Below are 16390 nucleotides of genomic sequence, written 5' to 3'. Positions count from 1 at the left end.
ACCGCGCCGGCGTCACGCGGGGAAGTCTCTGCTGATAGGTGTACCGGCAGGGCATCCCAGCGCAGCCGTACCCGTCGTACCTTCGAGGGCATGGACAACCGAGCCGAGGTCCGCGAGTTCCTCACCACCCGCCGCGCGAAGATAAGCCCGGAACAGGCCGGCCTGCCCGCCGCCGGGCAACGCCGCGTGCCCGGGCTACGGCGCAGCGAGGTCGCCGCCCTGGCCGGAGTGAGCGTCGAGTACTACGCCAAGCTCGAACGCGGAACGCTGGCCGGGGTCTCCCCCGGTGTCCTCGACGCGATCGCCCGCACGCTGCGGCTCGATGAGGCCGAACGCGCCCACCTGATGCGCCTGGCCCACGAGGCCAACGGCACCAACGCCGTCCTGCGCAGGCCCCGCCGGCCCAGGCAGTGGCAGATCCGGCCCAGCCTGCAATGGACGCTGGACATCGTCACCACCGGCCCGGCCATCGTCGTCAACAACCGCCAGGACCTGCTCGCCGCCAACCACCTCGGCCGCGCCATGTACAGCGACGTCTACGCCGACCCGACCCGGCCACCGAACTTCGCCCGGTTCACGTTCCTGGACAGCGCGGCCCGCCGCTTCTACCCGAACTTCGACCTCGCCGCCGACATGACCGTCGCCAACCTGCGCACCGCCGCCGGCAAGGACCCCCATGACAAGGGTCTGCACGACCTCGTCGGGGAACTGTCCACCCGCAGCGACGACTTCCGCCGACGTTGGGGAGCCCACAACGTGCGCACCCACGGCACCGGGATCAAGACCTTCCACCACCACGCCGTCGGCGACCTCGAACTCGCCTACGAAAGCATGGACCTGCGCGCAGAACCCGACCTCACCATGACCCTGTACGCCGCGCAGCCCGCCTCCCCCACCGAGGAAGCCCTGCGCCTGCTCGCCTCCTGGGCCGCCACCCAGCAGACCGGCGCCGTCGAAGGGCGGCTCGCCCACCGCTGACCCGAGGTGACCGCGACCAGCCGGTGCGGCCATGGATTGTGGCTCACCCAGCAGCTCATCGACGAACTCACTGCCGGGCTGAGCTGCAAATGCTTGCCATGTCGCAAGGGTGGCGGACTCCGCCGCGCCCGGTAGCGTTCCCGTCATGACGGACGGCAGCCCGCCTGCCCGTGGCACCCCAGGAGCAGTGCCCGGGCCGGCTGTGCTTCTTCGGAGGCCTTTCAGCGCCGAGACGGTGACCGCCTTGCGGCACGCGGTCACCGCGCAGGTCGTCGTGGCCGGGCTGTCGGGTGACGCTGCGGACGACTTCGTCCTGGCCGTGCACGAACTGGTGACCAACGCCGTGCGCCACGGCGGCGGCAGCGGCCGGCTCGAGCTGCGCCTGCTGGGCGACACCCTGGTGTGCGAGGTCGTCGATCACGGAGGGTGCCCCGACGACCTGCCCGTACGGCTGTCGCACGCCGACGTACCGGGCGGACGCGGGCTGTGGATCGCCCACCGCCTCACCCAGGGACTCATGCTGTCCCGCCTGCCCGACGGTGTTACCGCCTCCGTCAGTGCCTGCCTCACCAGCCCGGCAGCACCACCGGACCCGAAGAGCACCGACCCAGCGGGCGGTAACGGCGATGCGTCCCCGACCGGAAGCCACCGGTCGTAAACCTCGTACCGATATGGCCGCTCGACGCTCAGCACCCGCCGGCCTCGCCACCATCGACCCGGCCAGGCGACCGCGCCGCGGTCCATCCTGTGAACCGGCCGTCGATGCGCTCCTGAAACGCGAAACGGCCACCGAGAAAATCTATGTCGAAGGAACTAGACATCCTGGGCCTGCTCGGCTAACGTTGTCGGTGTTGACAACAGAGATCGCTGAAGACGCAGACGATCGGACCGAGCGTCAAGCAGGGCCCGGATGTGTTCGTGGCTCGCTCGGTCGCAACGGCGAAATGCCGTGGTAAACGAAGGTATGGGTAAGGCAAGACCCTGACGTAAGTCCAGGTCAGGGCGCATCAGGCGGGGCCGAGGCTGGTTTGGGGTTCCGCTTGGAAGGATCGTCCGTCGTCCGTGTGCGAGGCCATGAAGTCGCGTGGGGCTCCGGACACCGGCGGACAGCACGGCAGTACAGATCAGAGGTGTGCAACAGAGGAATGGGAGGGCCGAACACCGTTGGATCGCCTACCACCAGCAGTGGTTTCAGTGCTGGGGTGGACACCGCAGTTTCCATCGAACGAGAGGTGGTCTCCGGTCACGCTTATGCGATCTTCGCACCCGACGCCGTCGACGACGGCAGGTGCGGATACGAGAACCCGACGTACCTGTCGGTGAATGGTGTTTTAGTCCCGTAACCCTGGGCCCCGGTGCTTGCGCGCCGGGGCCCTCGTCATGGAGAGAAGCGTATGGCCCAACCAGATGACATGTTCGGCGACGATGATTACCCCGCCTACACGATGGGCCGCGCCGCGGAGATCGTCGGCGCCTCGCAGGAGTTCCTACGCCGCCTCGATGAGGCGAAACTGTTCACGCCGTTCCGCTCGGCCGGCGGGCACCGCCGTTACTCCCGTTACCAGTTGCGACTCGCCGCACGCGCCCGGGAGATGGTCGACCACGGGACCGCTCTGGAAGCCGCCTGCCGGATCATCATCCTCGAGGACCAGCTCGAAGAAGCCCTTCACCACAACGAACACCATCAGCCGCGGACAGACGTCGCCTGATCCGAGCACCTCGGCCCTCGCCATCAGGAGAGGCTTTCCGTCGTCTATGGACAGCGCATCGGCCACAGGAGCACCACCGGGGCCTTCGTGACTCAGCCCTGAACTACTCGGCGGGCCCCGCATCCCACGAGGCTGCCGCCCAGCGGCGCAGGATCAGAACGGTGCGGGTCCGTGACCTGTCAACGACATCAACAGCTGTGTGGCGAGCAGCTTGCGCGTGCCGGTGACGGCCACCGTCCCCACCCGCTCGTAAGGCAGTTCCAATTGCAGTCCCTCGGCCGCGTCGCGAAGCTCCGTCGTGATCTCGTCCGGCCGGAAGGTGCCGCCCCAGCCGTTGATTCCCCCGCGCTGGTTGGTAGCAAGTGAGGCCATCCCAGAAATGCACGCGCCGTCGACCAGGATCAGCCTTGCAGGACCCGAGTAGCTCGTCATAGTTCATCAACCGTAACGGACGTGGCGACAGCCCGGTTCCGCACCCCGGATCAGGCCGCCTGACAGGCATCGGCTGGGCGCGGCGCCGGGTCCGACCCATGATGGGCTCGATCGCGGGCCCACTGCGGGCCGACGCGGCCCGCCGGCATTCGGCGAGCGGATGCTCAGGCCGCCGCCGAAGGCCTCGGTCATCCGCGTCAATCGGGTTGGCTGGCCCGGTGGGGGTCGGCGCCGGCTGTGGTGCGGCGGGTGTCGCCGTGGCCTCCGTGCCAGTCGAGGATCAGCAGGCAGGCATCGTCGGGCAGCACCGGTCCGGCGGCATCGACGACGAGGTCGCCGAGGACGCGGACGACCTCCCGGGGGTGTAGCGCCTTGAGGTCCAGGAGTCGCGCGGACACGTCAAGGGCGGCGGCGCCGCGTTCGAGCATGCCGTCGGTGAGCAGGACCAGCCGGTCGCCAGGCTTCAACTGGACCTCAGAGGTCCGGTAGGGCTTGTCACGCAGCACGCCGAAGGGCCGGTTGACGAGCAGCGGGATGGGTTGCGCGACCCCGTCGCGGACGAGCAGCGGGGCGGGGTGCCCGGCGTTGACGACGGCGAAGACTCCGGTGGTCAGCTCCAGCCGGCCGAGCAGCCCGGTGGTGAAGGGAGAGTTGATCGGTGCGTCGGCGATGAGCGCCTCGTCCGCGGCCTGGGCCTGTTCGAGCAGGGTGGCGCCCCGGCGGCGGGCGTTGCGCAGTGCGCTGACGCACAGGGTCGCGGTGAGCGCGCTGTGTACTCCATGGCCCACCGCGTCGGTGATGCTCATGTGCAGCACGTCGCGGGCCACGCTGTAGTCGAAGGTGTCGCCGGCGATGCTGGCTGCCGGCTCCAGCCATCCCGCCAGCGTGAACGAATCGGCCTCACAGGTGAACGACGAGGGCAGCAGCCGTCGTTGGATCTCCGCGGCGAGGGTGAACGGACTGCTCCGCTGTCCCCATTCGAAGAGGTCGGTGTGCCGGCGGTTGGCGATCACCACGAAGGCCAGCGTGTGCGCGGAGCGCGACACCCACTGCACGGCCGCGTCGCCCGGTGCGGCAGGCAGGGCGATCTCCAACAGGCCGATGGCTTCGCCCCGCTGGGTGACCGGCGCCCGCACCACGTACTGGTCACCGTCGTACTCGACCAGTACATGCTGCGCGCGTAGCGCCTGTTCCTGCGGGCCGCCGTCGAAGGGCAACACCATCGCGAGGTCCGCGGCCTGCCGACGACCTCCGGGCCCATCACCGATCGGTACGTGCACCAGGCGCACGAGGGCACGGCCACTCATATCAGCCACGAGGAACGACACCCACAACGCGTCGAGGCTCACCGCGATGCTCCGGGTGACCGCCTCGACCGCGTCGACCGGGGCGGCCTTCTCCACCGCGAGCAGCATGTCGTTGAGATCCACGCCACTCATCTGGTTGTCGCTCACGCAGCGGAGCATAGACGGGCCCCCCACCGATGCCTGATCGCGTCGCATGGTGGAGGCGAGTCACCAAACTGCCACAGAACGTGACTCATACTTTCGGCTAGCCTTCGCCCTGACTGTTCGGTTATTGTCTTGCTGCCGAACGGCCAACCTTGCTGGCAGGACGACTGGAGGAACACTAATGACCACGACATCCGTCGCGACGACCTCCCGGTCGACCACCACCGACAGTGACACGCTGACGGGCGCTCGGGCGGCAGACGTCGCGGGGGACCTGATCAACGCGCTCGCCGCGATGCCGGCCGGTCATCCGTCCCGCCCGGCCCTGCGTGACAAGACCATCGAGGCGTGGCTGCCGCTGGCCCGCCACCTCGCCAACCGCTACACCGGCCGCGGCGAGCCCACCGACGATCTGGTCCAGACCGCCACGATCGGGCTGATCAAGGCCGTCGACAGGTTCGACGCCGGCCGCGGGGCCGACTTCGCCGGCTATGCGATCCCGACCATCCTCGGCGAGGTCAAGCGCCACTTCCGCGACCGCACCTGGTCGATCCGGGTGCCCCGCCGGCTGCAGGAACTGCGCCTGCGGATCACCGAGGCCAACAGCACCCTCACCCACACCCTGGGCCGCCCGCCCCTGGTCGCGGACATCGCCACCCACCTGGGCATCACCGAGGAAGAGGTCCTCGAAGGCCTCGAAGGCGCCCGTGCCTACAACGCGACCAGCCTGTCCACCCCGATCGGCACCGACGGCCACACCGAGCTGGGCGACACCCTCAGCGACGGGGCCAACGACTACGACAACGTCGACCTGCGCGCCAGCCTGGGCCCGGCACTGGCCCGCCTCGACGACCGCGAGCAGAAGATCGTCACCCTGCGGTTCTACGGCAACCTGACCCAGTCGCAGATCGCCGAGCAGCTGGGCATCTCCCAGATGCACGTCTCCCGGCTGCTCACCAAGGCGCTGGCCAAGCTCCGCGGGCAGATCGACGCCGACGCGCTCTGATCCCCCACCGCGGATCCCACCGCCGGCCAGGCGGGGACAGCTGCGTCCTCGTTGACCCTCCGTCTGAGACAACGTCGGAGCCGCCGGTCCTGCTACGCGCCGCCGACCCGGAGGACCTCGCCCAGGCGACGACGACGGCGCACCGCCGACTCGACCGCGACCACCGCCGCGACCATCGCCGGGAAGGCGAGGGCGATCACCATGATCTCCACCCACGGCAGGAACAGCGCCGGACCGTCCGGCTGACTGGTGAGCAGCCGCAACGCCAGCGGGCCGAGGGACAGGTAAGCGAGCAGCACCCCCAGCAGCGGGCCGCCGACGGCGGCGATCAGGGCGAGGGGCAGCAGTTCGGCGGCGGCGACGCGGCGGGACTCTCCGGTACGAAGTCCGAGCGTCCGCAGCCGGCTCAGGGTCTGCCAGCGTTCCGGCGCCCCGGATGCCGCCCCGAGCGCGAAGCCCAGCAGCCCGAGCGCGAGCAGCGTGCCCGCCGACGCCCAGGCGAGCCGGAGCAGGCCGGTCACCAGGGGCGCGTCCCGGCGGTCACGCTCCACGTCGGTGCGCGCGACGACGTCGGCGGCGCCCGCGTGGGCCCGGGCCGCCGAGACCGCACCGGAGCCGGTCACCCAGATCGTGTTCGACGTGACCGTCACCCCGGCCGCGGTCATCGCGGCCGCGTCGACCAGTACGACGTCCTCGGCGCCGTCGATCGCGGGCGCCGCGCCGACCGCGATGAACTGGAGCGCGGGAGCGCCGTCCCGGGCGAGTTTCAGCTGGTCGCCGACCGTCACCTTGCCGTCGGCGGAACGCACCAGTGCCGGGATGGCGTCGCTGCCCGCGGCGCCGGTGAGGTCGGCCGGCAGCGCGGGCAACGGGGTGTCGGCGAGCAGCTCCCGGTACGCGGCACTGTCCACGATCACCAGGCGCGACGGCCGGGAGGCGTCCCCGACGACCATCGGCGTGCCATCGCTGATCTGGGCCGTGACAACATGCCTGACCCCCGGCGAGTGCGCGATCAGCCGCACCGGCTCGGCGGTCTCGGTGTCGGGTGCGAGGTCCAGCCGGGCGTCCGCCCCGACGGTCCGCCACGCGCCGTCGGTGAGCCCATGCCCGATCGTGGTGTTCATGGTCAGCGCGAACGTCGCGAGCGCCGCCGCGCTGGCCAGCGCCAGCATCGGCAGCACCCGCCCGGAGGCCGCCGCGGCCCGGGCCGCCCCGAACACCGCCAGCGGCCGGGTCGACCGCAGCGCCCGGCGCAGCGCCAGCGCGGTCCCCAGCGGCAGCAGCCTCAGCAGCACCAGTGCGCCGGCCAGCACCCCGAGAGCCGGCGCGGCGGCCGGAAGCAGCACGGTCCCGCCCGCCGACGGCAGAACTCCGCGCTGATGCAGCACGACGACCGCGGTCACCGCCGCGGCAACGACCGCACTCTCCGCGGTCAGCCTGCGCAGCGCGGCCGTTCGCCCGGCCCGCCGGCGGGCGCTGCGGTTGGCAGGGACCCGCTTGTCGCGGGTGGACCGGTACGCCGTGAGCGTCCCGAATCCGGGACCGGCCAGTGCGCCGGCGAGTACGACCGGCAGCAGCCAGCCCCAGGCGACGTCCGGCACGAACAGCCGGGCGATCAGCACGCCCAGGGCCGCCGCGCCGACCGCGACCAGCACCGATTCGAGTAGCAGTTCGATACCCAGGGTGGTCAGCGAGGCGCCGCGCTGCCGGGCCACGGTCAGCGCCGGCGCGCGGCGGCCGACCATCAGGTCGGCGGCCAGCAGCAGGATCAGCACGGCGGCCGCGGACACCGCGGCGAGCAGCACCGACGCCTGCACGGTGGTCGCGTCGATCTGGTTCTCGACGTTCCGCAGCACCCGGTCGAGCTGGGTCGACCACTGCGAGCCGGAGCCCCGGTCGGCGGACGACGCGGACGACGCCTTGAGCGCCACCGCGGTCGCGGCGAGGCTCTGGGCCGAGTCCAGGGTCAGCATGTCCGGGTCGGGGCTGAACCGGACCTCGCGGCTCACCGCGTCGAGCTCGAACGCGAGGCGGGCGTCGGGCAGCGACTCCTCGGTGAGCAGCCCGCCGAACCGGGTGTTGCCCGGACCGTCCTTGCCGGCCATCGGGTCGAGCAGCCACGGGGCCACCCGCCAGGCCGGATCGGTGGGGTCGCCGGCCCGGAAGACACCGCTCACCCGGATGTCCTTGGGATTGCGGTTCTTGTCCTCGATCTGCATCCGGTCGCCGGGCTTGACCCCCAGCCGTGTCGCGGTGATCTCGGAGACGCCCACCTGCACCGGCCACGGCGGGCCGTTCCACGGCGTCTCGACGTCCGGTTGCCCGGTGGCCGCCTTCGGCGCGGCGCCGGAGACCCAGGTGAGCGCCGGCCCGGACGGGCCGGACACGTAGTTGAGCCGGAACGAGCGTGGCTCGGTGGCGTTGACGATCTTCAGGTACGGGCTGTCGACGAACTCGATCGGCGGGAGCAGCATCGCGCTCAGCGGGCCGAGCTCCTCCATGGACCGATCGCGCAGGTCGTCGAGGGCCTCGGCGGAGCGCGGGGTGCGGAGCCGGCCGCCGCTCGGGCCGTCGTCGTACTCCCAGCGGGCCTGGACCTGGACGTCCGCGTCGTCGCCGGCCTCGCGGACCGCCCGCTGGACGGCCTCGTCGGCGGTGCTGCGCAGCAGCACCGGGGCCGTCCCGGCCAGCACCGAGACCACCGCGATCACCACGGCCGACAGGAGTAGCGGACCGGCGTCGGCCCGGGCGCGGCCCCGGATGCTCGGCCAGTGCAGACTCATGACGCCACCCTGAGTTGAGCCGCGCCGGCCCGGCGGGCCTGCACGCCGGCCACCACGCCGACGGCCAGGGTGGACCCGGCGACGAGCAGGACGAGCAACAGCGTTTCGGCCGCCCAGGGCCAGGCCGGGGTCACCGACGGGATGAGCACCGCCCCGGTCTCCGAACGGATCAGCAGCGGCGCCACGATCACCGTCCCGAGCGCGCCGACCAGCGCTCCGGCGGCGAGCAGCGGCAACAGGACGAAGGCGTGCTGGCCGAGGAGGGTGGTCCGGATCTCCCGGCCGGTCATCCCGATGCCGCGCAGTCGCGCCACCTCGACCGCCCGGTCCCGCAGGTCGTGCGTGACGTGCAGGAACACCCCGGCGAGCAGCAGCAGGACGGCGGCCGGGACGAGCAGGCGGAGCACGGCGGGCAGCCCGGCGTTGAGCGGCCCGGCGGTGAGCCGCGCCGTCTCGCCGGCGCGGGTGGTGACCGTGCCCAGGTGCAGGCCGGCGACGTCGCTGCGGGCCGGCGCGCCGACCCACCAGGCGTCCACCGGATATTCCAGGTCGCCGCGGGCGGTCAGGTACCGGGAGAGGGTGTCCAGGTCGGCGAGGATGGTGGCGGAGCCGGGCGCGGACGGCACGGCCGGCACGATGCCGGTGATCTTCACCGATACGGCGGTGGCGCCGAACGCCACGTCGAGCGGCGAGCCGATGGTGACGCCGAGGTCGTCCGCGAGTCGTTCGGAGACCACCGCGGGCACCACGTCGGGGGCCGGGAAGGCCATCGTGACCAGGGTCAGCGCGGCGTCCGGCTGCCCGCCGAGCTGCACGGTCCCGGTCATCCGCATCCGGTTCCCGGCCGTGGTCATGGCCGGGTCGAACAGCTGGTTCGCCACCGGCTCGGCCGAAAGGGTGTTCCAGCCGGCCACGTCACCGGCCGGGCCGGGCAGGGTGAGGGTGACCGCGAGCCGGCTGCGGGTGGCCGCGAACAGGTCGTACGGATCGACGTCGACCGGCAGGGCGACCGCGACCAGTCGCATACCGTCGGCCGGCGCGCAGCCGGTGACCCGGTGCGGGGTGCCGTCCAGCTGGATCGGCGCACCGGTGCACAGCGTCCGCAGCCCGGTCGGGTCCTGCAGGAGCAGTTTCGGGATGACGGCCAGCGGAACCGCGCCGCTCGCCGTACCGGCCAGGGTGAACGTGCCGCCGGCCGGCACGGTGATGCCGCCGGCCGGCTCGGCCGGGGCCAGTCCGCGGGTCACGCCGGCCCAGTCGTGGCCGTCCGGCAGCCGGCCGCGCAGCAGCTGCACGGCGTGCGTGGTGTCGACCGCGACCAGCCGGGGCGGGTCACCGCCGCTGCCGACCCATTGGCCGATCGCCAGGCCCCGGTCGGTGGCCGGGCTGATCGTGCCGGCGCCGGTGGCCCGCGCGATCGCGGCGCCCTGCCCGGCAACCGGCGGGGTGGTCAGGGTGACCGCGAGGTCGGTGCCGACGGCCAGGTCGGCCTGGTCGTGCTGGGACCGGTTCCAGGTCGCGTCGAGCGCTGTCCCGAACGTGCAGGTCGCGGCGGCGAGGCAGATCAACAGCCCGGCCGCGGCGGCCTGCGGGCGGCGGGCCGCCTCGAACACGGCCAGTGGCAGCGGCAGACCGTCGGAGCGGCGGGCCAGCCGCCGGTCGGCGACCCGGAGCGCGGGCGGGACCAGCCGCAGCGCGAGGGCGGTCCCGGCGGCCAGCAGCAGGGCCGGCGCGAGCGTCTCCAGCAGGTCCGGGGATGCCGAGCGCGCGTGCAGTTGCCACCAGCCGAGGACCGCGAACGCCACCAGGAGCAGGTCCAGGCCGGTGCGGGCCAGCAGTTCGCGGCGGCCGCGTTCGCCGGGTGGGGCCTCGGCCCGGATCGCCACCAGGGCGAGGACCACGGTGAGGGCGGACGCGCCCGCCACGACCGCGAGTATCTGGCCGCCGGTCACGCCCGGGTCGGTGGCCAGCCCCGCCCCGGACATCGGCGGTAGGTGGCTGAGGCCGGCGTGCAGCAGCGACGACGCGGGCACCGCGACCGCCGTCGCCACCAGCGCGATCAACCCCGCCTCCACGAACGCGGTGACGGCGAGCTGTATCCGGCTGGTCCCGAGTCCCGACAGCAGCGCGGTCTCCCCGGCGCGCAGCCCGGCGGTGAGCCGCCCGGCGAGGGCGAGCGCCGCTGCGGTGAGTACGGTGCCGAGCACGGCGACCGCGAGGACCGCGGCCTCGGTCACGTTCTGCTGATGCCGGGCGGCGATCAGGGTGCCGATCACGCCGGAGCCGACCCGGGTGAACTTGGCGCGTCCGCCGAGGGTGCCGGTGAGCCGCGGGTCGGCGTCGCGCACGCCCGCGACGAGGGTGCCCAGCCCGGCCGGGGTGGCGTGGGCCAGGTCGGGATGGGCGGCGATCTCCATCAGGGCCAGCGACGACCCGCCGCCGAGCAGGTCCTTCAGGTCCAGCAGGAACGGCCCGTACGCCGGGAAGGTACGCATCGTGGTGCCGTCGCTGTGGTCCGCCTGGTAGCCGGCGCCATGCAGGGGGTCCCGGTCCCAGCCGGCGCCGGGCAGCGGCCGGGCGATGCCGACGACGGTCAGGTCTACTGCGGGGGCGGGATAGTCCGGCGGTTTCGCGGCCAGGCGCACCCGGCTGCCCACGCCCAGCCCGAGCAGCTTCGCGGTCGGTTCGAGCAGCACGGCCTCCGCGTGCGCGGGGTCCCCGGCGCGCGGCCAGTGACCGGCGACCAGTTCGGCCCGGCTCGGCAGATCCTCGATGGCGGACAGGTACGTGCGGGCCTCGTCCCGGCGGCCGGGCAGCGGCCGGGTCACCGACGAGGCGCGGACCGCGGTGCTCGCGCCGTACGGGGCGATCGCCGAGGTCAGCACGCGCCGGGTGGCGTCCGTGACGGCGGCGGCGTCGGACCCGTCGATGGTCGACGTGTACGCGGTGACCGTCGTCGCCGCCGGATCGGCCTGCGCCGCCGCGACCCCGAGCGCCAGCGCCGCGCTGCGGGTCACCAACAGGGCGCACACACCGAGCAGGGACGCGCCGAGGATGACCACGGCGAGCAGGGCGGCCAGCACCGGCCACTGGGCGCGGGCCCGGCGACCCAACAGGGTCATCATCCGGCGAGCTGCCCGTCGCTGATCCGGATCACCCGGTCGGCGAGCGCCATCATCACCGGGTCGTGGGTGGACACCAGCGCGGTGACGCCCTCGGACTCGACGACGCCGCGCAGCAGCGCCATCACCGAGCGGCCGGTCTCCGCGTCGAGCTGCCCGGTCGGTTCGTCGGCGATCAGCAGCCGGGGCGAGGCGGCCAAGGCGCGAGCGATCGCGACCCGCTGCTGCTGGCCGCCGGAGAGTTCGCCGGGGCGCTGCTCGGCGTGTTCGGTGAGGCCGACCAGGTCGAGCAGCAACCGGACCCGTTTCTCCCGGTCCGCGGCCGGGGTGCGGGCCAGCCGCAGCGGTGCGCCGATGTTCTCGGCGGCGGACAGCACCGGGATCAGGCCGAAGGTCTGGAAAATGTACGACACCTTGTCGCGCCGCAGCCGGGACAGGCCGTCCTCGTCCAGGGCGGTGACGTCGGCGCCGTCGACGACCACGGTGCCGGCGTCCGGACGGTCCAGGCCGCCGATCACGTTGAGCAGGGTGGTCTTGCCCGAGCCGGAACGGCCGACCAGGGCGACCATGGTTCCCGGTTCGACGTCGAAGCTGATGCCGCGCAGTGCGTGCACGGTGGCCGGGCCGACGCCGAACGTGCGGTCGATACCGCGTACGGAAAGAATCGGGTCCGTCACCGGCCATTCCGATCGGGGTGGATCTGCACGTGATCGGCCTCCAGGGCGAGCCGCACCCGGTTGACGAGCTGAAGCGTCTCGCGGTACTCGCGAGGCACCTGGACCCGGCCGGCCCGGTCCATCACCGCGTACTCCTCGGCGATCACGTGGGTGTCACCATCCTCGTTGGTCGTGGTGCGGCGCAGCACCTCGCTGCTGGTGCGCCCGTCCCGGATCGCCACGGTCCGCTCGACCTTGCCGCTCACCTCGGGATCGTGGGTGACGACCACGACAGTCACGCCGTACCTCTGGTTGACGTCGCGCAGCGCGCCGAACACCTCTGCCGACGTGGCGGTGTCCAGCTCACCGGTGGGCTCGTCGGCGAGCAGCACGTGCGGCTCGTTCGCGCAGGCGACGGCGATCGCGACCCGCTGCTGCTGCCCACCGGACATCTCGCCCGGTCTGCGGTCGGCGCAGTCCGCCACACCGAGCGCCTCGAGGAGTTCACCGGCGCGTTCCCGGCGCTGCCCGGCCGGTCTGCGGGCGGCGGTCATCGGCAGGTCGACCATCTGGCGGGCGGTCAGGTACGGCACCAGGTTGCTGGCGGCCTGCTGCCGGACGAACCCGACGGTGTGCCGCCGGTACCGCACCCGGTCCGCGCGGGACATCGCGAGCAGGTCCCACCGTCCGACCCCGGCCTTCCCCGCGGTCGGCGCGTCGATCCCGGCGAGGATGGACAGCAGCGTCGACTTCCCGGAGCCGGAGGCGCCGACCACGGCCACCATCTCGCCGCGGTTCACCACCAGGTCGAGCCCTTGCAGCGCCTGCACCTCGATCGATCCGGTTTGATAGATCCGGACCAGGCTCTCGCAGACGATGAGCGCTTCCTCGGACAATGTCTCCCCCGGGCCGACGATCCTTCGATCTTGGGCGTGCCTTTCTACCACGGTTGTCAGCCGTCCCGATACCGGCCGGGAGCGGATGCGCATACTCGACTCCGGCCCATGGCCGGCGCGGTGTCCCGGCCGACAAGCTGGTCCGCCGAGACTTCAGGTGCTGATGAATTGGCGGCTCATCGCCGGCGCCGCCCAGGCGACCGGGATCGCGTCACCGCCGCTGGACGCCTGCACCAGCCTTACGGCGAGGTGTTGGCACGGGGCCACGGCGGCGAGGACATGGCCGCCGTGGTGCGCGCTGAGACCCGTACCCGGAGCCGGCCGAGCCGGGATCCCGGCACCCGGCCGCGACCAGCGCATTGTGCGCCGTTACCGAACCAAGGTTGTCCCCAACCACCTGCGAAGGCGCGAGCCCGCGACACGCCGCCTCATACAGCCGGTCGCTGGGATCGTTGCTGCGGACGAAGCGCGGGACTCCACGTACCATGGGACATGCCCGGTAGCACCTGGGTAGCGCCTGATCGGGCCTGACCTGCCGGTTGGTGGTGCGTGATGGCGTTCGGGCAGTTGATGCGTGTGGTCAGAGACGGCTTTAGGGAGGGCCGTGATGGATGTGGCCAATCCGTTGGCGATTTCCGTACTGGCCCCGGTCGACGGCCTGGCGGCCTTGACGTTCCTCGACGCCGCGGGTCTGACCGCCTTCGTCAAGGCCCATGATCTTGCCCGGAGCACCGGTGTGGTCCTCCGTGCCTGCAACGGGTCCGGCGACGTCGACACCGTTCTGCGGATCACCGATGTGGCGGATCTACTGCAAGTGTCCGATCTGGTGGTCGACGCCGATACTCTCGATCCGGCTACGAGCTTCGGAGGATGAGTGGTGTGAGCCTGACCGCCGCGGTGTCTACCGTGCCCGCACGCGACACCATTCTGATCACCATTCGCGGTTCCCTCGATCTGCAAACCGCTCCGCTGGTTCGGCGCACCCTGATGAAGTGCCTGATCGAGGCGCCCGACGCGGTCATCGTCGAGGTCGGCGAGATGAGTGTCGATCACCGTTCCCGCCTGGCCGTGTTCCCCGCCGCGGCGCAGACCCAGACACCGACCGGAACGACGCTGATGATCTGCGGCGCGTCCGCCGAGCTCGCCACCCAGATGGGTGGCCGGGTTCTCGGTGACGTGGAGTCTTTCCCGACCTACACCGACGCCCTTGCCGCGGTCGGCAGCGGCGGCGCCCGGGCCCCGCGCAGAGCAAGCATCCGGCTGGGTGCCGTCGCAAATGCCCCGCAACGCGCCAGAGCGATGGTCGCCCACGCCTGCCGCACGTGGAACCTCGATTGCCTGCTCGGCCCCGCCACACTGGTCATCTCCGAGTTGGTCAGCAACGCCGTCGAGCACGCACGCACCGATCTCCACGCCACCTGCATATTGCGCGGGGACTATCTGCTCGTCAGCGTGCGCGACTACTGCCCCCAGCTACCGGTCATCGCCCCCGCCGAACTCCGCGACGGCGCGCCGCACGCCGTCCGAGGACGAGGGCTGCGCCTCGTGGAGGCCTACAGCGCCGCCTGGGATATCCATGCCGGCCCCGACACCAAGACCGTCTGGGCGGCTCTGCGCGCCACACCGGCAACTCCGTGGGCTCGGCCGGCCGACCCGCGCGCTGTGACACACGGCGGCAGCTGAGGCTCGGGGTGGTGCAGTGAGCGACATGCCGATCGTGGTGCTGGCCTGCTCCGCCGGCGGCCTCGCTGCCCTGACCGTCGTCCTCGAGCGGCTGCCGGCCGATCTGCCCGCCGCGGTGATCGTCCTGCAGCATCTGGAGCCCGACCGGGTCAGCGAACTGCCCGCCATCCTCGGTCAGCGGACGACACTGCCGGTCGGCTTCGCCGCCGACGGTGACGTGCTGACACCCGGCCGGGTACTGGTCGCTCCGTCCGGATTCCACACGCTGATCGCCGCGGACCTGTCGATCGCGTTGATCCCGTCCGGTGCGGCACCGCCCTACCGGCCGTCGGCGGACCTGCTGTTGACGACCGCGGCTATCGCCGCGGGACGCCAGTTGATCGCAGTGGTGCTCACCGGGCACGGCAACGACGCCGCGACCGGCGCGACCGTCGTGCACCGCTTCGGCGGCACCGTCATCGTCAGCAGCGTGGCCACCTCCACCCAGCCCGCGATGCCGCATGCCACCATCAGTCGCGGCGACATCACCGGACACGTGGTCGCGCTGTCCGACGTCGGTGACCTCATCCTCACCCTGGTGAACGCCCCGATGATCACACCGACCCAGCTGCTCCGCGGAAACGGCGGAGCGGCAACAGGCGACCGCTGAACCTGAACCCTCCGCACGTCTGCCCACACGGCCCGCCTTGCGATTCCACCCGCGGACATCCGCACGCAGGCCCCGACGCGTGCCACGATGGTGATGCGAACCGGAAAGAAACCCGTGACGGGGACGCAACGGAGCCCTTATGACTCAGGACGACACGCGCTACGACGTATTGCTCGTCGACGACGACACCGCCGACCTCGCACTGATCACCGAGGCGTTCACCGCGCACCGCGTGTCCACCCGCCTGCACATCGCCCACGACGGCATCGAGGCGCTGGCCTACCTGCACAACGACGGCGAGGCCACCCCGCGACCGGATCTCATCCTGCTCGACCTCAACATGCCCCGCATGAACGGCCGGGAAGTCCTCACCGCCGTGAAGCAGGACTCACTGCTGGCCACGATCCCGATCGTGGTGTTCACGACCTCTGCGCAGCCCGACGACGTCACGTCCAGCTACCTGCGTCACGCCAATGCCTACGTGACCAAGCCGATCGACCTCGACGCCTTCACCGCAGCCGTCAACACCATTCACACCTTCTACCGCGAACTAGCCACCCGGCCACCACACACCGCGTGATCGTGCCCTACCACCAGGACGAGCGAGTGGCCGACGCGGCGCCTGGAGCTCAGCGGCTACCGCCCGGTCCTGAACGGGCCGAGATCCTGAACCGGGCGCGTCAGCGCTTGCCGCGTCGGGCGGCGGTCTTCTCGTCGCGGGCACCGGCCGTGCCCAGGCTGCCGTCCTCGCGCTCCAGGTGAGCGCGGACGAACCAGTGGAACTGCTCCAGCTGGCCGGCCTGGCCGATGAGCATGTCCTGGGTGTGCGGCGGCAGCCTTGCGCGTGCGTGGTGGCATCGAAGCGAGCAGCCGGTCGGCCTCCTCCATCAGCTCCTCGTGAGTTCGCGAGTCCCGGCGCTTCAACCGGGCACGAGCCGGCTTCAGCTCTGCGTCGACGACTTTGCAACGGGTATTCGGCTTCTCTTCGGCGAGGAGTACACCCGGGCCGGTGAGGCGTTTCGACG

At 71.8% G+C, this 16390-nt stretch carries 15 protein-coding genes; 8 read left to right on the top strand and 7 right to left on the bottom strand.

Annotation, left to right across the window (positions count from 1 at the left end; genetic code table 11):
• Window positions 1-90 precede the first annotated feature (90 nt).
• The 3 genes from AB0F10_RS13820 (at window position 91) to AB0F10_RS13810 (ending at window position 2687) form a co-directional block, all read left to right on the top strand.
• Window positions 91-978 (top strand): helix-turn-helix transcriptional regulator, encoded by an 888-nt coding sequence (locus AB0F10_RS13820; RefSeq protein ID WP_360623546.1) that lies wholly within the window; start codon window positions 91-93, stop codon window positions 976-978.
• A gap of 235 nt (window positions 979-1213) precedes the next feature.
• Window positions 1214-1636, top strand: coding sequence for an ATP-binding protein (locus AB0F10_RS13815; protein WP_360623544.1), 423 nt, complete (start codon window positions 1214-1216; stop codon window positions 1634-1636).
• 736 nt (window positions 1637-2372) lie between these two features.
• Window positions 2373-2687, top strand: a complete 315-nt coding sequence (locus AB0F10_RS13810) for a MerR family transcriptional regulator (RefSeq protein WP_360623542.1) — start codon at window positions 2373-2375, stop codon at window positions 2685-2687.
• A gap of 153 nt (window positions 2688-2840) precedes the next feature.
• Here AB0F10_RS13810 and AB0F10_RS13805 read toward each other — a convergent pair whose 3' ends face one another.
• Both AB0F10_RS13805 and AB0F10_RS13800 read right to left on the bottom strand, forming a co-directional pair.
• Complete coding sequence (locus AB0F10_RS13805; protein WP_360623540.1) at window positions 2841-3119, bottom strand: hypothetical protein; 279 nt, start codon at window positions 3117-3119, stop codon at window positions 2841-2843.
• A gap of 197 nt (window positions 3120-3316) precedes the next feature.
• Window positions 3317-4573, bottom strand: a complete 1257-nt coding sequence (locus tag AB0F10_RS13800) for a PP2C family protein-serine/threonine phosphatase (protein WP_360623538.1) — start codon at window positions 4571-4573, stop codon at window positions 3317-3319.
• Between the two features lie 292 nt (window positions 4574-4865).
• Between AB0F10_RS13800 and AB0F10_RS13795 the strand changes: the two genes are divergently transcribed.
• Window positions 4866-5576: a SigB/SigF/SigG family RNA polymerase sigma factor gene (locus AB0F10_RS13795; RefSeq protein WP_360623584.1), complete on the top strand. Its 711-nt coding sequence runs from the start codon at window positions 4866-4868 to the stop codon at window positions 5574-5576.
• Between the two features lie 92 nt (window positions 5577-5668).
• Here AB0F10_RS13795 and AB0F10_RS13790 read toward each other — a convergent pair whose 3' ends face one another.
• Genes AB0F10_RS13790 through AB0F10_RS13775 form a run of 4 tightly spaced genes read right to left on the bottom strand, consistent with a single transcriptional unit; the run spans window position 5669 to window position 13033 of the window.
• Window positions 5669-8359, bottom strand: coding sequence for an FtsX-like permease family protein (locus AB0F10_RS13790; RefSeq protein WP_360623536.1), 2691 nt, complete (start codon window positions 8357-8359; stop codon window positions 5669-5671).
• Window positions 8356-11484, bottom strand: a complete 3129-nt coding sequence (locus tag AB0F10_RS13785) for an FtsX-like permease family protein (protein WP_360623534.1) — start codon at window positions 11482-11484, stop codon at window positions 8356-8358. Before AB0F10_RS13785 ends, AB0F10_RS13790 begins: the two co-directional genes overlap by 4 nt.
• Window positions 11481-12158, bottom strand: coding sequence for an ABC transporter ATP-binding protein (locus AB0F10_RS13780; protein WP_360623532.1), 678 nt, complete (start codon window positions 12156-12158; stop codon window positions 11481-11483). Before AB0F10_RS13780 ends, AB0F10_RS13785 begins: the two co-directional genes overlap by 4 nt.
• Window positions 12155-13033: an ABC transporter ATP-binding protein gene (locus AB0F10_RS13775; protein WP_360623530.1), complete on the bottom strand. Its 879-nt coding sequence runs from the start codon at window positions 13031-13033 to the stop codon at window positions 12155-12157. Before AB0F10_RS13775 ends, AB0F10_RS13780 begins: the two co-directional genes overlap by 4 nt.
• 607 nt (window positions 13034-13640) lie before the next feature.
• Here AB0F10_RS13775 and AB0F10_RS13770 point away from each other — a divergent pair.
• The 4 genes from AB0F10_RS13770 to AB0F10_RS13755 all read left to right on the top strand — a co-directional run bounded on the left by AB0F10_RS13770 (window position 13641) and on the right by AB0F10_RS13755 (window position 15945).
• Complete coding sequence (locus AB0F10_RS13770) at window positions 13641-13907, top strand: STAS domain-containing protein (RefSeq protein WP_360623528.1); 267 nt, start codon at window positions 13641-13643, stop codon at window positions 13905-13907.
• A 5-nt stretch (window positions 13908-13912) separates the two neighbouring features.
• Entirely contained in the window at window positions 13913-14716 is an 804-nt protein-coding gene (locus tag AB0F10_RS13765; RefSeq protein ID WP_360623526.1) for an ATP-binding protein, read from the top strand.
• A 25-nt stretch (window positions 14717-14741) separates the two neighbouring features.
• Window positions 14742-15365: a chemotaxis protein CheB gene (locus tag AB0F10_RS13760; RefSeq protein ID WP_360623582.1), complete on the top strand. Its 624-nt coding sequence runs from the start codon at window positions 14742-14744 to the stop codon at window positions 15363-15365.
• 139 nt (window positions 15366-15504) lie between these two features.
• A complete protein-coding gene (locus AB0F10_RS13755) occupies window positions 15505-15945 on the top strand; it encodes a response regulator (protein WP_360623524.1) in 441 nt (146 codons plus the stop codon).
• A gap of 100 nt (window positions 15946-16045) precedes the next feature.
• On the opposite strand, the gene AB0F10_RS13750 is transcribed toward AB0F10_RS13755, so the two are convergent.
• Window positions 16046-16180, bottom strand: a complete 135-nt coding sequence (locus AB0F10_RS13750) for a hypothetical protein (protein WP_360623522.1) — start codon at window positions 16178-16180, stop codon at window positions 16046-16048.
• Window positions 16181-16390 lie beyond the last annotated feature (210 nt).

The organism is Actinoplanes sp. NPDC026623, from assembly GCF_040638275.1.
GTDB lineage: Bacteria > Actinomycetota > Actinomycetes > Mycobacteriales > Micromonosporaceae > Actinoplanes.
Note: the sequence above shows the minus strand (reverse complement) of the source record. Positions and strands in the feature narration are given on the sequence as shown.